Genomic DNA, 14,316 nt, shown 5'->3' with positions numbered 1-14,316 from the left:
GCAGAACGGGAGGCGACCATGGCGCTCGGCGAGACGGAAATCCCAACCCTGGCGGCCTGGGCGGGCGGGCCAGAACGCTTCCGGGCGCTGTTCGACGCGTTCTACGCCGCCGTGCCCGACCATCCGGTTCTGGCGCCGGTGTTCGCCGGCATGAACCCGCGCCACGCCCAGCACGTGGCCGCCTTTGTCACCGAGGTGTTCGGCGGCCCCAAGGCCTATACCGAGGCCGGCGGCGGCCACGCCGCGATGATCGGGCATCACCTGGGGCGTCACCTGACCGAAGAGCAGCGCCGCGCCTGGGGGTCGCTGATGCTGGACACCGCCGACGCGGTCGGCCTGCCGGCGGATCCGGAGTTCCGCGCCGCCTTCGTCGGCTATCTGGAATGGGGCACGCGGCTGGCGGTGATCAACTCGGCGCCCGGGGTTGAAGCGCCCACGGACGACCCGCCGATGCCGGTCTGGGGCTGGGGACCGCCGGGCGGGCCCTGGCTGGGCTGAGAGGCGGTCGACCGTCGCGCGCGGTCTCCCGTCATGGTAGAAGCGGAGGCAGGCAGACGGAGTCGCTCGAATGCGCGGCGCGATCCTTTCCAAGACGGTTCTGGCCCTGACCCTGCTGACGGCGACTGGAGCTCAGGCGGGGACGCCGACGGTCCGCGGCTTTCGGCCGCCGCCGTCCTCACGGGTCGCAATCCCTTTCACGCCGCGTTCGGTAACGCCGCGTCCGGTAACGCCGCGACCGGTTCCCGTCGCCGCCCGGACGCTGCACTGCCCCAAGCCGCCGCCCCAGCCGCCGGTTTCGGTCAGCCTTCCCAAGCCGGACAACAACAAACGGACCATGAGGCTGGTCCAGCAGAACATCGCCATGATGACCGCCATGCGCGCCGCCGAGACGCCGCGTCGCTGCGATCCGTCATGGAGCGCCAGGAAGCTGGCGCGCAAGGGCTGTGTGCCGGCCGCGCGCCCGTCCGAACCCGTGTTGGACCTGGGGCCGCCGGCCCCGCTCGCCCCCGGAACGGTCGTGGCGACGGCTTCGGAGCCCGCCGCCGGCCAAAACTGATCCTTGCCCGTGGCGCGGCGATCCCATAACCCTCCCGCCCTTGGATTTATAACGACGGAGCGGGCCCATGAGCATCGCCTTCATCTTCCCGGGGCAGGGCAGCCAGACGGTCGGCATGGGCGCCGACCTGGCCCAGGCCTTCGCCGCCGCCCGCGAGGTCTTCCAGGAGGTCGACGACGCCCTGGGCCAGAAGCTGTTCAAGCTGATGGTCGAGGGGCCGGAAGGCGACCTGACCCTGACCGAGAACGCCCAGCCGGCGCTGATGGCGGTCAGCCTGGCCGTGACCCGGGTGCTGGAGCGCGAGTTTGGCGTCGGGATCGACAAGGCCGCCTTCGTGGCCGGCCACAGCCTGGGCGAATACAGCGCCCTGGCCGCCGCCGGCGCGATCACCCTGGCCGACACCGCCCGCCTTCTGAAGTTGCGCGGCCAGGCCATGCAGCGCGCCGTGCCCGTGGGTGAGGGGGCCATGGCCTCGCTGATCGGCCCCAAGACCGACCTGGCCCTGGCCGAGGCCGCCGCCGCCGCCGGCTCGGAGGTCGGCGTCTGCGTCGTGGCCAACGACAACAACAACGGCAACGTGGTGATCTCGGGCGCCAAGGCGGCCGTCGACAAGGCCATCGAGAAGGCCAAGGAGCTGGGCGCGCGGGCCATTCCGCTGAACGTCTCGGCCCCCTTCCACTGCCCGCTGATGCAACCGGCCGCCGACGAGATGGAAGAGGCCCTGGCCCGAACCACGATCGTCGCCCCGCGCGCCCCGCTGGTGGCCAACATCACCGCCGCCCCGGTCCATGATCCCGACGTCATCCGCAAGCTGCTGGTCGAGCAGGTCACTGGCCGCGTGCGCTGGCGCGAGAGCATGACCTGGCTGGCCGGCGAGGGCGGCGTCACCCGCTTCGCCGAGGCCGGCGCGGGCAAGGTGCTGTCGGGCATGGCCAAGCGGATCGCCCCGGACGCCGAAGCCGTTCCGCTGAACAGCCCGGCCGACCTCGAAGCGTTCGCCAAGTCGCTCTAGCACCAACGCCCTGCGTCGTCCTCGTCCTTCGACAAGCTCAGGATGAGGACGATGGCGCGGGCGGTTCGTTTGAAACCCTCGTCCCGAGCTTGTCGAAGGACGAAGGTTTCATCCACCATCCTCCGGACGGAAAATTCAAATGTTCGATCTCACCGGCAAGACCGCCCTCGTCACCGGCGCCACGGGCGGCATCGGCGGGGCCATCGCCAAGGCCCTGCACGGCCAGGGCGCCCACGTCGTGCTCTCGGGCACCCGCGAATCAGCGCTCTCGGATCTGGCCGCCCAGTTCGGCGAGCGGGTGTCGTTCGTCGCCGCGAACCTGTCGGACGCCGCCGCCGTCGACGGCCTTGTCGCCAAGGCCGAGGAGGCCGCCGGCGCGCCGCTCGACATCGTGATCGCCAACGCCGGCATCACCCGCGACGGCCTGATCGTCCGCATGAAGGACGAGGACTGGGACACCGTGATCAAGGTGAACCTGGAAGGCTATTTCCGCCTGTCCCGCGCCGCCGCCAAGGGCATGATGAAGCGCCGGTCGGGCCGGATCATCGGCATCACCTCGATCGTCGGCGTCACCGGCAATCCGGGCCAGACCAACTACGCCGCCTCCAAGGCCGGCATGATCGGCTTTTCCAAGGCTCTGGCCCAGGAGCTGGCCAGCCGCAACGTCACCGTCAATTGCGTGGCGCCCGGCTTCATCGCCAGCCCCATGACCGACGCCCTGAATGAGCAGCAGCGGGCCGGAATCCTCTCGACCATTCCCGCCGGCCGGCTGGGCGAGGGGAGCGATATCGCCGCCGCGTGCGTTTACCTGGCCAGTGACCAGGGCGGCTACGTCACGGGTCAGACCTTGCACGTCAACGGCGGCATGGCCATGATCTGACGGGTCGTCTTTTCCTGGGCTGGACGCCTTTCTGCTTGGAAAGACGAAAGCCCACATTTCTGACCGGACGTGCCGCTAGTCACTCGAAAAAGAACGTGATAGGCGGTGGCCCGACAATTCCCGTGGGTGGTGAAGGGTTCGCCCCCGTCTCCTGCGGAACTGCAAAGATTCAAAACGAGGGACTAACAGAATGTCCGACATTCTCGAGCGCGTGCGTAAGATCGTCATCGAGCACCTGGACGCCGATCCGGAAAAGGTCACCGAAAAGGCCAGCTTCATCGACGACCTGGGCGCCGACAGCCTCGACAACGTCGAGCTGGTCATGGCGTTCGAAGAAGAATTCGACATCGAAATTCCGGATGACGCCGCCGAGCACATCCAGACCGTCGGTGACGCCGTGAAGTTCATCACGGAAAAGACCGGCGCCTAAGGCGTCGGGTTCGCGCCATTTTTCGCGAACAGGACTATCAGCCGCCGCGTCGCACGGGCTCTTGCCATCGTGCGCGCGGCGGTTTTCGTATGTGGCCGAGATTCGAGGTCGGGGGGCTGTCCGAGTCGTCAGCATCCCCCATATGACCGCGATGCGAAGGTTGGGAGTGATCCATGCGTAGAGTTGTCATTACCGGACTTGGCCTCCTGACCCCCCTGGGGCAGGGCGTCGACGTCACCTGGAAGAACATCCTGGCCGGCAAGTCCGGCGCGAACCACATCTCGGCCTTCGACCCGACCGAATACGCCTGCCAGGTGGCCTGCGAAGTGCCGCGCGTCGATGGCCGCGGCGGCGGCGGTCCGGACGTCGAGGGATCGTTCAATCCCGACCTGACCATGAGCCCGCGCGACCAGAAGCGCGTCGATGACTTCATTCTGTACGGCATCGCCGCCGCAGATGAGGCCGTGAAGGATTCGGGCTGGGTCCCGGAAACCGAGGAAGACAAGTACCGGACCGGGGTGATCCTGGGCTCCGGCATCGGCGGACTGTCGACGATCGCCGACACCGCCCTGGAGCTGGAAGCCAAGGGCCCGCGGCGGGTCAGCCCGTTCTTCATCTCCTCGGCCCTGATCAACCTGATCTCGGGCCAGGTCTCGATCCGCTACGGCTTCAAGGGGCCCAACCACGCCGTGGTCACCGCCTGCGCCACCGGCGCCCACGCCATCGGCGACGCCACCCGGCTGATCAAGTACGGCGACGCCGACGTGATGATCGCCGGCGGGGCCGAGGCCGCGGTCTGCAAGGTCGGCATGGCCGGCTTCATCGCCTGCCGCGCCGTCTCCACCGACTGGAACGAGACGCCGGAAAAGGCTTCGCGGCCCTATGACAAGGACCGTGACGGCTTCGTGATGGGCGAGGGCGCCGGCGTCGTCGTCCTGGAAGAGTACGAGCACGCCAAGGCCCGCGGCGCCAAGATCTATGCCGAGGTGATCGGCTACGGCCTGTCGGGCGACGCCTATCACATCACCGCCCCCTCGGAGGACGGCGATGGCGGCTTCCGCGCACTCTCGGCGGCGGTCAAGGACGCGGGCATCTCCCCGTCGGAGATCAATTACGTCAACGCCCACGGCACCTCGACCATGGCCGACGGCATCGAGGCCGGGGCCGTCGAGCGCTTCCTGGGCGATCACGCCAAGAATGTGGTGATGTCGTCGACCAAGTCGATGACCGGGCACCTGCTGGGCGCGGCCGGCGCGATCGAGGCGATCTTCTCGGTCCTGGCCATTCGCGACCAGATCGCTCCGCCGACCATCAACCTGGACAATCCGGACGTGAACGTCGCCATGAACCTGGCGCCGAACAAGGCCGTGCCGCACAAGATCGACGTGGCGGTCTCCAACAGCTTCGGCTTCGGCGGCACCAACGCCTCGGTCGTGTTCCGCAAAGTCTCGTGAGCCGCAAGCCCTCGCCAACAGGCCGCGCCCCACGCCCGGCGCCGAAGAAGACGGGGGCTCCCCGCAAGGCCAATCCGCGCCGGCGCGAGACCGCGCCGGTCGGACGCCGCATCGCGGCCATGGGCACTGGGCTGCTGACCATGCTGGGCTTGGCCGCCGTGTTGGTCGTACTGGGCGCGGTCTGGATCTATCAGGGCCCGGGCCCGGCCGCGCGGTCGGGCGACCAGACCACGGTGGTCCTGCGGCGCGGGGCCAGCCTGCCCGAGATCGCCTCCAGCCTGGAGCAGGCAGGGGTGATCCGCTCGTCCTCGCTGTTCCTGACCGCCGCCCAGACCACCGGCGCGGCGCGCAGGCTGAAGGCCGGCGAATACGAGTTCGCCTCGCGCGCCTCGTTGCGCCAGGTGCTAGCCAAGATCCGTGACGGCAAGATCGTCCGCCACCAGGTGACCATCGCCGAGGGCCTGACCTCCGACATGGTGGTCGACATCCTGATGCGGGCCCCCGAGCTGACCGGCACGGTGCCGACCCCGCCAGAGGGCTCGATCCTGCCCGAGACCTACCAGGTCCAGCGCGGCGAGGACCGGGCGGCGGTGCTGCAGCGGATGATGGACGCTCGCGACGAGGTGCTGGACCGCCTGTGGGCCCAGCGCCAGCCGGGCCTGCCGTTCGCGACGAAGGAGGAGGCCGTGACCATGGCCTCGATCGTCGAGAAGGAAACGGCCCTGGCCCGCGAGCGGCCGCACGTGGCGGCGGTGTTCATCAACCGCCTGCGCCAGGGCGTTCGCCTGGGCAGCGACCCGACGATCATCTACGGCCTGACCCGCGGGCGGCCGCTGGGCCGGGGCATCCTGCAGTCGGAACTGCAGCGACAGACGCCCTACAACACCTACCTGATCGAGGGCCTGCCGCCGACCCCGATCGCCAACCCGGGCAAGGCCGCCCTGGCGGCCGTGCTCAATCCGATGAAGAGCAACGACCTCTATTTCGTGGCCGACGGCACCGGCGGCCACGTCTTCGCCTCGACCTACGAGGCGCACGAGCGCAATGTCGCCAAGTGGCGGCAGGTCGAGCGGTCGAAGGCGGCGGCCCAGGCCGGCGTTGTAGGGGCCGCGAAGAGCCCGTCGAATCTCTAGGGAGCGATGATGGCGCTGTCAGGCATGACCGGCTTCGCCCGCGTCGAAGGCTCGCATGGGGCCTGGTCGTGGGCGGTGGAGGCGCGCAGCGTCAACGGCCGCAACCTCGAGACCCGCTTTCGCGGCCCGCCGGGCTTCGACGCCCTGGACCGCGCCGCCCGCGACGGCGCCCAGGCTCGCTTCCAGCGCGGCCAGCTGACCGTCAACCTCCAGGCCAAGCGGGCGGAGGCCCAGGCCGCCGTGCAGGTCAATGTCGAGGTGCTGGAGCGCTATCTGAAGGCCGGCGCGCCCTATGTGGCCACCGGCATGGTCGGCAAGCCCACGCTCGACGGCCTGCTGGCCCTGCGCGGCGTGATCGACGCCCGCGAGGAGGACGAGGCCGCCGAGGACCGGGCCGAGGTGGAGGCCGCCATGGCCGCCACGATCGGCCAGGCCCTGGACGGCTTGAAGGCGGCGCGGCTGGAGGAGGGGGCCGCCGTGGCTCCGATCCTGACCGGCGCCGTCGACCGCATCGAGGCCCTGACCCTGCTGGCCTCGCACGAAGCAGCCGGCCAGCCGGCCGTGCTGCGGGAACGCTACGCCCGCAAGCTGACCGAACTGATCGGCGAGGCGGCGTCGGAAGAGCGCATCGTGCAGGAAGCCGCCGCCATGGCCGTGAAGGCCGACGTTCGCGAGGAACTGGACCGGCTGTCCAGCCACGTGGCCGCCGCCCGCGCCCTGCTGGCCGCCGATGCGGCCGCCGGCCGGCGTCTGGACTTCCTGTCGCAGGAGTTCATGCGCGAGGCCAACACCCTTTGCAGCAAGTCGGCCCTGACGGCCCTGACCACGCACGGCCTGGATCTGAAGGCCACGATCGAGCAATTCCGGGAACAGGTTCAGAATGTCGAATAATCCGCATGGACGCACCCGCGGCCTGCTGCTGATGGTCGTGGCCCCGTCGGGCGTGGGCAAGACCTCGCTGACCCGCCGCCTGGTGGCCGACCACAACGACCTGCACCTGTCGATCAGCGCCACCACCCGCGACCCGCGTCCGGGCGAGCACGACGGCCGCGACTACCACTTCGTCAGCCACGACAAGTTCCAGGCCATGATCCAGGACGACGCCTTCCTGGAATGGGCCGAGGTCTATGGCAACCATTACGGCAGCCCGCGCGCGCCGATCATGGAGGCGCTGGACCGCGGCGAGAGCGTGCTGTTCGACATCGACTTCCAGGGCGCGATGAAGGTCCACAAACAGGCCGGCGAGGACAGCGTTCTGGTCTATATCCTGCCGCCGTCGCTGGCCGAGATGAGCCGCCGCCTGCACGCCCGCAGCCAGGACAGCGAAGAGGTCATCCACCGCCGCCTGGCCCGCGCCAAGGACGAGGTCGCGGCCTGGGAGCAGTTCGATTACGTCATCCTCAACGACGACTTCGACAAGGCCTATTCGGACCTGGCCCACATCTACCACGCCGAACGCCAGAAGCGGGTCCGCAACCCGTGGATCGGCAATCTGGTGGGGGATCTGCTGAGGGAAGAGATCTAGCGGACGAGGGCGGCTTCCGATCCTCTCAGAGGTGCAAAGACCAAGGGGCTCCCCACCAGGCGCCAGGCATCGCGCTCGGCCTCGGTGCATCTTGGTCTACTTTGGCGCGCAAATCTTGAGGTTAAGGCCCTATACCGGCTGGCTCCTTACCGCTTCTGTCGTAAGCTCGCTGCTCAAGGGGATGCCCGGTGAGAAACAAGGCGTCAGCATATGCTCTTGCATGCCTGGTGGGCGCGACGGCGGTCGCACCCATCAGCGCTCACGCTCAGTTCATTCCGCCGGCCGGATATAGTGGCGGCGCATCGGGACCGGGTGTTGCGCCGCCATCGGACTCCAGCGCGCCACTACTCGTGCAGATTCCCGATACAGCCGTGTCTGGTCTGATCCATGTTGATCCGGCCTATAAACGCGGCGTAGCTGCCGGCCACGCCAAGGTCGTGGGCGCGTTCGCCGTCGCTGAATCCACTAAAGCTCACGTCGTTGCTGCCTGGTCGCCTGGTTTTCTGCCCGTGACGCTCTCGTTCAGCGATGGCCGGTGCTATTCGCTCCAAGCCGATTATTATGGAGGCGCGCTCTCCAATGGCCGGTTGAACAGGGTTGGCTGCGAGGGACAACAAAAGTCCGAAGACCCGGCCTCCACCCCACAGCTTTCCGGTCACTCACTGCGATTTATTGGGGCCGCTTGGGGGTACGCGGCCTGGGCCGATGAGGGGCCGAAGATCACCACCATCACGGCGCCCGGAGCGACGACCTTCAAGCCGCTTTTTACGGCTCAAATGGAGACGATCGCCATCATGGCGATGAATGGCCCCGATTGGCCTGGCGGCAACGTGACCCTGGTTGGCAAAATCAACGGTCGCCTCACCGTCGTGACGCTGGAAGTCGGCTACTGACGTCCAAACCCCGGACGTTCAATCGGCCATCATTTGCGGGAACCGGCTAGCCCATCACCGCCCGCGCCAGCGCCTGGAAGCCCGCCACGTCGATGGTCTCGGCCCGCGCGTCCGGGTCGATCCCGGCCTTCTCGCACAACGCCCCGCCGCCCAGGCCCTTGAGGCTGGAGCGCAGCATCTTGCGGCGCTGGCCGAAGGCGGCGGCCGTGACCTTCTCCAGGGCCGCGACCAGGGCCTTGTCGGGCGCGGGCTCCAGCGGGACCAGGCGCACCACGGCCGAGGCCACCTTGGGCGGCGGGGTGAAGGCGCGGGCCGGCAGGTCCATCACCACCTTGGCGCTGCAGACGGTCTGGGAGACCACGGCCAGGCGGCCATAGGCGTCGTCGTCGACGTCGGCGGCGATCCGGTCGGCGACCTCCTTCTGGAACATCAGGGTCATCGACAGCGGCCGGAAAGGGCCGGTCAGCCAGTTGATCAGCAGCGGCGTGCCGACGTTGTAGGGCAGGTTGCTGACCATGTGGGCCGGGCCGCCGGCGAGGGCGGCCATGTCGACCTTCAGGGCGTCGCCTTGGATGATCGTCAGTCGGCCGTCGGCGGCGGCGGAGAGCTCTTCCAGCAGCGGGATGAACCGCTTGTCCATCTCGACCGCCACGACCCGCGCGCCGGTCTCCAGCAGGGCTCGGGTCAGACCGCCGGGACCGGGACCGACCTCGATCACCAGGTCCCCTTCGCCCACGCCGGACAGGCGGGCGATCTTGCGGGTGATGTTCAGGTCCAGCAGGAAGTGCTGGCCGAAGCTCTTATTGGCCAGCAGGTCGTGCTCGGCGAGAACCTCGCGAAGCGGCGGCAGATCGGCAAGTGTGGGCGACGTCATGGTGGGATGCTCTGGTTTGCCGGTCTTGGACCGCGATCCTCGTCCCCCAAAACTATCTTGGCGACAAGCTCAGGATGAGGATTTCTACTGAACGACCTTCGCCATAGCCCTCATCCTGAGCTTGTCGAAGGACGAGGGCGGTTCACTGTCGTCAAAAGTTCGATCGGAATCGTTCAGGCGATCGAGCGCCGGTCGGCGATCTCGGCGGCCAGACGGATGGCGGCGATCAGGCTGTCGGCCCGGGCCAGGCCCCGGCCGGCGATGTCGAACCCCGTACCATGATCGGGCGAGGTGCGCACGATGGGCAGGCCGAGGGTGACGTTCACCCCGGCCCAGAAGTCCAGCATCTTGACCGGGATCAGCGCCTGGTCGTGATACATGCACAGCACCGCATCGTAGGTGGCGCGGGCCTCGGCGTGGAACAGGCTGTCGGCGGGGGCAGGGCCGCGGACCTGGACGCCCAGGTCGCGCAGGACCCGCACCGCCGGCTCGATGATCGCGTTTTCCTCGCCGCCCAGCGCGCCCGCTTCGCCCGCGTGCGGGTTGAGGGCCGCCACCGCCAGGCGCGGAACCGCGATGCCGAAGTCCTTGCGCAGGGCCTCCACCGTCACCAGGCCGGCGTTGACGATCGCCTCGATCGACAGGGCGGCGGGCACGGCCGACAGCGGCGTGTGGATGGTCACCAGGGTCGCGCGCAGGTCGCGGGCCGCCAGCATCATGATCGGGCCATGCGGCGCCTGGCGCTGGCCGACATGGGTCAGCTCGGCCAGGAATTCGGTGTGGCCTGGAAAGGCGAAGCCGGCGTCGTACAGCGGCGCCTTGGCTATGGGGGCTGTGACCAAGCCCGTCACCGCCCCCGACAGGGCCAGGCCCGCCCCGGTCTCGATCCAGCGGATCACCTGGGCGGCGTGGGCGCTGGAGGGCTTGCCGGCCACCACGGGCGCCTGCAGCGGGATGTCCAGGACGGGCAGGGCCTGGCCGAACACCTTGATCGCCTCGACCGGCCCGGTGACGGCGCGCACCTTCACGCCGCCGCCGGCCGAAGCCAGCAGCTGGGCGTCGCCCACCACCATGAAGCTCGGCCCTTCCGCACGCAGGGCCGACCAGGCCTTGGCGATGATCTCCGGCCCGATGCCGGCCGGATCGCCTGCGCTCAGGGCGAGGGCCGTGGTCTTCACCGGGTCTCGATGGTCGCCGAGTTGCGCAGGTCTCGCAGATAACGTTTGGAGATCAGCGCAAGCTGTTGGCCGCGCAGGCGGTTTTCGATCTGGTCGTGCGTCGGAGCTTGAGCGCCGGACTGGCGCTTGCCGCAGACGGCGATCAGGTGCAGGCCGGCGTCGGTGCGGATCGGGTCGGAGACCTGGCCGACCTTGAGGGTGTTGGCGGCTTCCTGGAAGGCCGGCGCCAGGTCGGTGATCTCGGCCTCGCCCAGATCACCGGCCACCACGCCCTCGATCTTGCCGGCGGTGGCCTCGAGGGTCTCGCAGCTGGTGATCTTGGGCTTGAGGTCGACGAGCAGCTTCTGGGCGGCGTCGACCTGGGCCTGGGGGGCGTCCTTGGGCAGGGCCACGGCGATCTGCTTGAGGTCGACCAGGGCCGTCTTCGCGCCCGAGCGCTTCTCGCGCAGATAGACGATGTAGACGCCGTCGCGCACCGGGATCGGGGCCGACAGCTGGCCGGGACGCAGCTGCTCGAGCGCGGCGTCGACCTCGGGCGGCATTTCGCCCGGGCTGACCCAGCCGGCGTCGCCGCCGTTGGCCGCCGTCGGCGAGGCCGAGAACTGGCGCGCCACGGCCGGGAAGGGCGCGCCCTGTTGCATCTGGGTGACCAGCTGTTTGGCGCCGTTGAGGGCCACGTCCATGCCGCCGACGCGCCCAGCGTCGATGAACACTTCGCTGACCTGGTACTGCGGCTTGCTGGCGGCTTCGGCCTGGCGGCGCTCGAAGGCCTTGATCTGGTCGTCGCCGATTCGCAGGCGCGAACCGTAGCGACCGCTGATCCAGGCCTGCCAGCTGCTGTCGGCGCGGATCTGGGCCTTCCAGGTGTCGATCCCGACGCCTTGGGACTGCAGCTGCTGGGTCAGCTGGGCCGCGGTCATGTTGTTGCCCTTGGCGATGTCCTCGATCTGCTCCTCGACTTCCTTGTCGGTCGAGATGATCGTGATCTTCTGGGCCTTCTCGACCCGACGCAGCTCCTGCATCTGGACGTGCTCGTCAATCAGCGAGCGCAGGGCCTCCTGCTCCAGTTGCGGCAGGTTCTCCTGGGTCGGCTGCAGGCCGGACGTCACCATCAGCAGGCGCATGCGCTGCATCAGGTCGTAGCTGGAGATGATGTCGTCGTTGACGACGGCGGCGACGCTTTCCGACAACGGATTGGCGCGCGCGGCGGCGGCCGGAGCCGCCGGCGCGTCCACGACGGGGGGCGCCGCGGGCGCCGCCTCTTGAGCCACGGCGGGCAGGCCGAGGCTCGCCACGGTCAAGGCGAGGATGGAAGCGGTGCAGGCCGCCAGTTTCGTCACGCTACGCGCAGACCGCATCGGTATTGTCGTTCCTCTAGACGCGTCCAAAGGAAGGCGCGCGCTTGATCGCGCGTCCCCCGACGCGGTGACATTCTAATCGCTGTACAGTGTGTCGCCCAATGTGGCGAGCGTTAGGCGCAGGACCACCGACTCATTTGACTTCAACTTCAAGCCGTTGACGGTCTGGGTGTAGCGGTCCTCGTTTTGATAGATCAGGTCGAGGCGGACACAGTCATCCTTGTAGTAGACGCCCAGGTCGCGACGGGTCCAGGACCACTTGCTGTCGTTGGCCGGCAAGCCGAAGGTGCGGGCGTCCTGATAGGACAGGCGACCCAGGGCGGTCACGCCCCAGTTCTCGCGGATCATGTAATCGCCGACGAAGTCCAGGTTTTCCTGGCGGAAGCCGGTCGTGTCCTTGTTGTCCTTCAGGTAGCGCAGCGAGGCGAAGCCGCGGGCGAGGGAGGCGTCGAGGCCCGCTTCCAGGCGGTTGAGCTTGCTGGTGTCGTTGTCGAAGCGGGCGCGCGTGAAGGCGGTGACCCCGCGGATCGGCGTGACCGTGGCCGCCACGATCCAGTCAGAGGCCTTCTGGTCCAGCCCAGCCCGGGTCGGCATCAGCGGATCGACCTTGGTGCGCAGGCTACGGCCGAGCAGGACGCTGCCGCCCCGGCCGTCGGCGAACTTCACCGTCGCGCGGCCGCCGACGTTCATGCGCGTGCCGCCTTCGTAGAGGTCGAAGCCGGGTGACTTGTTGACGTCGAACAGGTTGGTCTCATCCAGTTCGAAGTTGGTGCTGTCTTCGTTGAAATAGATCGGATTGCCGGCGGGGTCGCGGGCCACGACGATCGGCACTCGCGAACTGTCGGACCCCGCCGCCAGTTGGACGAGGGGCTCGAGCACCACGCTGCCGCCGTTCTTCAGCGGCTTGAAGAACGGCATGCTCAGATCGACGCCGGCGACGCCCAGCCCGCGCGAATAGTCGATGTTGGTGGTCCGGTCGCCCGCGACCGTGGCGGCAGGCGGCAGGAAGACGTCGCTGACGCGATAGGTGTCGCCACGCGCCTGGGCGAACGGTTCGACGCGCAGGCCTGAACCCAGGGTCAGGCTGCCGCGCCAGTCGGCCTTGAGCGAACCGCGGACGGAATCCACGCCGTCCTCGCCCTTGTAGGCGGGGTAGGCGTAGGGCGGCTCGCCGAACTGCGATTCCGAGCGGGTCAGGACCACGCCCGAGCCCTGGACGCGAAGGCGGCCGCCCAGGATGGGCGACTCCGGCTCCCAGCGTCCCTCGACCATCGGCCCGATCAGCGGGAAGGCGCCGCTGTTCTCGAACCGGTTCGCCAGGCCCGCGGAGCTGACCTGGACGACCCGCAGGCCCTGCACCGAGATCATCGAGGCCGACAGATAGGACCGATCCGATTGCCGGGTCGTATAGATCTGCGACATCAGGCGATGGTCGTCGGCCGTGAACTGGCCGCGCTGGGCGTAGACGTCGCTGATGTCGTAGTCGTCGAAGATCAACGCCTGCGAAGCCCGCTCGGCGGTGAAGCCCCATTTCCAATGGTTGTCGATGTCGAACAGGCCCTTGGCCAGGATGTAGCTCTTGGCCGTCGCCTCGCCGAAGCGGTCGCCGTGGTTGTCGAAGTCCTTGTCGTAGGTGGCCCCGACGCGCGCCTCGACGTAGCCCGAATAGAACCGCTTGCGGTACTGGGCTTTGAGGAACGGATTAACTTTCGTGTTGAATTGAGGGGTTACGACAACATCCTGAGACGGCGACAGCACGAACAGATAGGGCTGTTCATAGACCAGCCCCCGCTTCTTCGAGACGCCGATCTTGGGCACCAGGAAGCCCGAGCGGCGCTCGGTCTGGGGATCGGGATGCCAGAACACCGGCAGGTACATCAGCGGCGCGCCGAACACCCGGATGGTCGCGCCGTGGTAGTAGACCAGGTGGTTGTTCTTGTCCTGGACCACCTTGTCGGCCTGGATGCTCCAGGTCGGCTTGGGCTTTTCGGCGCAGACCTCGCAAGGGGTGTAGATGGCCTTGTTCAGCTCGGTGATCTGCTCGTTGCGGCGCACGGCGCTGTCGGCCGCGATCTTGATGTTCTTGTCCAGGCGGGCCGAGAAGCCGCGGGCGAAGCCGGCCTTCAGGTCCTTGTCCATGGTCATGTCGTTGGCGAATTCGGCGGTGCCGTCGGCGTTGATCAGCGTCACGTGACCGTGGGCGGTGACCACCTCGGTCTTGGTGTCGTAGACCACCTCGTCGGCGCGCAGGGTGCGGCCCTGGTAACGCGCCTCGACGTCGCCGCGGGCGATCATCTTCTGATTGGCGTCGTCGCGGATCAGGAGATCGGATTCCAGGTAGTAGCCGGTGTCGCCCAGGCCGTCGTCGACGGCCGGCGCGGGCGCGGGGGCGGCCGGAACCGTGGCGAGCGGCTGCTGCGCCTGCGCGGAAGCGGCGAGGGCGAGCCAAGCCGCTCCGGCCAGCAGGACCGCGCGGCCCTTCTCTTTCGCGCCCCAGCGAAGCTCCATCATCAAAGTCCTCG

The 14,316-nt window shown here is 68.3% G+C and carries 14 protein-coding genes; 10 read left to right on the top strand and 4 right to left on the bottom strand.

Going from position 1 to position 14,316, the window contains the following annotated elements:
• The first annotated feature begins 18 nt into the window (after window positions 1-18).
• From ASD47_RS02425 to ASD47_RS26460, 10 genes are all read left to right on the top strand, one after another.
• Entirely contained in the window at window positions 19-498 is a 480-nt protein-coding gene (locus ASD47_RS02425; protein ID WP_056751047.1) for a group II truncated hemoglobin, read from the top strand.
• Between the two features lie 70 nt (window positions 499-568).
• Window positions 569-1,057, top strand: a complete 489-nt coding sequence (locus ASD47_RS02420) for a hypothetical protein (protein WP_056751044.1) — start codon at window positions 569-571, stop codon at window positions 1,055-1,057.
• Between the two features lie 67 nt (window positions 1,058-1,124).
• Window positions 1,125-2,069, top strand: a complete 945-nt coding sequence (gene fabD / locus ASD47_RS02415) for an ACP S-malonyltransferase (RefSeq protein ID WP_056751040.1) — start codon at window positions 1,125-1,127, stop codon at window positions 2,067-2,069.
• A 139-nt stretch (window positions 2,070-2,208) separates the two neighbouring features.
• Window positions 2,209-2,949 carry a 3-oxoacyl-[acyl-carrier-protein] reductase gene (fabG, locus tag ASD47_RS02410; protein ID WP_056751037.1) on the top strand — a complete coding sequence of 247 codons (741 nt, stop codon included), beginning with the start codon at window positions 2,209-2,211 and terminating at the stop codon, window positions 2,947-2,949.
• A 190-nt stretch (window positions 2,950-3,139) separates the two neighbouring features.
• Entirely contained in the window at window positions 3,140-3,379 is a 240-nt protein-coding gene (locus ASD47_RS02405) for an acyl carrier protein (RefSeq protein ID WP_007672577.1), read from the top strand.
• A 173-nt stretch (window positions 3,380-3,552) separates the two neighbouring features.
• Window positions 3,553-4,833 (top strand): beta-ketoacyl-ACP synthase II, encoded by a 1,281-nt coding sequence (gene fabF / locus ASD47_RS02400; protein WP_056751034.1) that lies wholly within the window; start codon window positions 3,553-3,555, stop codon window positions 4,831-4,833.
• Window positions 4,830-5,966 carry an endolytic transglycosylase MltG gene (gene mltG, locus ASD47_RS02395; protein WP_056751031.1) on the top strand — a complete coding sequence of 379 codons (1,137 nt, stop codon included), beginning with the start codon at window positions 4,830-4,832 and terminating at the stop codon, window positions 5,964-5,966. Before fabF ends, mltG begins: the two co-directional genes overlap by 4 nt.
• A 9-nt stretch (window positions 5,967-5,975) precedes the next feature.
• Window positions 5,976-6,857, top strand: a complete 882-nt coding sequence (locus ASD47_RS02390) for a YicC/YloC family endoribonuclease (RefSeq protein WP_056751567.1) — start codon at window positions 5,976-5,978, stop codon at window positions 6,855-6,857.
• On the top strand, window positions 6,847-7,491 hold the full coding sequence (gmk, locus tag ASD47_RS02385; protein WP_056751030.1) for a guanylate kinase: 645 nt from the start codon (window positions 6,847-6,849) through the stop codon (window positions 7,489-7,491). The genes ASD47_RS02390 and gmk overlap by 11 nt, the downstream gene beginning before the upstream one ends.
• A gap of 371 nt (window positions 7,492-7,862) precedes the next feature.
• Window positions 7,863-8,384 carry a hypothetical protein gene (locus tag ASD47_RS26460; protein ID WP_156402072.1) on the top strand — a complete coding sequence of 174 codons (522 nt, stop codon included), beginning with the start codon at window positions 7,863-7,865 and terminating at the stop codon, window positions 8,382-8,384.
• Between the two features lie 46 nt (window positions 8,385-8,430).
• Here the strand turns inward: ASD47_RS26460 and rsmA are convergent, their stop codons facing one another.
• From rsmA to ASD47_RS02365, 4 genes are all read right to left on the bottom strand, one after another.
• Window positions 8,431-9,258 (bottom strand): 16S rRNA (adenine(1518)-N(6)/adenine(1519)-N(6))-dimethyltransferase RsmA, encoded by an 828-nt coding sequence (gene rsmA, locus ASD47_RS02380; RefSeq protein ID WP_056751027.1) that lies wholly within the window; start codon window positions 9,256-9,258, stop codon window positions 8,431-8,433.
• Window positions 9,259-9,431: 173 nt separating this feature from the next.
• A complete protein-coding gene (gene pdxA, locus ASD47_RS02375; protein ID WP_056751025.1) occupies window positions 9,432-10,436 on the bottom strand; it encodes a 4-hydroxythreonine-4-phosphate dehydrogenase PdxA in 1,005 nt (334 codons plus the stop codon).
• Window positions 10,433-11,794: a peptidylprolyl isomerase gene (locus ASD47_RS02370; protein ID WP_056751021.1), complete on the bottom strand. Its 1,362-nt coding sequence runs from the start codon at window positions 11,792-11,794 to the stop codon at window positions 10,433-10,435. The genes pdxA and ASD47_RS02370 overlap by 4 nt, the downstream gene beginning before the upstream one ends.
• Window positions 11,795-11,869: 75 nt before the next feature.
• Complete coding sequence (locus ASD47_RS02365) at window positions 11,870-14,305, bottom strand: LPS-assembly protein LptD (protein WP_156402071.1); 2,436 nt, start codon at window positions 14,303-14,305, stop codon at window positions 11,870-11,872.
• Window positions 14,306-14,316: the final 11 nt, after the last annotated feature.

Origin of the sequence: Caulobacter sp. Root1472 (assembly GCF_001426985.1) — a bacterium.
GTDB lineage: Bacteria > Pseudomonadota > Alphaproteobacteria > Caulobacterales > Caulobacteraceae > Caulobacter > Caulobacter rhizosphaerae.
This window is presented reverse-complemented; position numbering and strand designations above follow the sequence as displayed.

Coding starts and splice junctions, on each gene's coding strand:
- gmk (WP_056751030.1), top strand. CDS start 6,847: ATGTCGAATAATCCGCATGGACGCACCCGCGGCCTGCTGCTGATGGTC.
- ASD47_RS02365 (WP_156402071.1), bottom strand. CDS start 14,305: ATGATGGAGCTTCGCTGGGGCGCGAAAGAGAAGGGCCGCGCGGTCCTG.
- ASD47_RS02405 (WP_007672577.1), top strand. CDS start 3,140: ATGTCCGACATTCTCGAGCGCGTGCGTAAGATCGTCATCGAGCACCTG.
- ASD47_RS02390 (WP_056751567.1), top strand. CDS start 5,976: ATGGCGCTGTCAGGCATGACCGGCTTCGCCCGCGTCGAAGGCTCGCAT.
- ASD47_RS02420 (WP_056751044.1), top strand. CDS start 569: ATGCGCGGCGCGATCCTTTCCAAGACGGTTCTGGCCCTGACCCTGCTG.
- fabD (WP_056751040.1), top strand. CDS start 1,125: ATGAGCATCGCCTTCATCTTCCCGGGGCAGGGCAGCCAGACGGTCGGC.
- ASD47_RS02425 (WP_056751047.1), top strand. CDS start 19: ATGGCGCTCGGCGAGACGGAAATCCCAACCCTGGCGGCCTGGGCGGGC.
- rsmA (WP_056751027.1), bottom strand. CDS start 9,258: ATGACGTCGCCCACACTTGCCGATCTGCCGCCGCTTCGCGAGGTTCTC.
- fabF (WP_056751034.1), top strand. CDS start 3,553: ATGCGTAGAGTTGTCATTACCGGACTTGGCCTCCTGACCCCCCTGGGG.
- ASD47_RS02370 (WP_056751021.1), bottom strand. CDS start 11,794: ATGCGGTCTGCGCGTAGCGTGACGAAACTGGCGGCCTGCACCGCTTCC.
- fabG (WP_056751037.1), top strand. CDS start 2,209: ATGTTCGATCTCACCGGCAAGACCGCCCTCGTCACCGGCGCCACGGGC.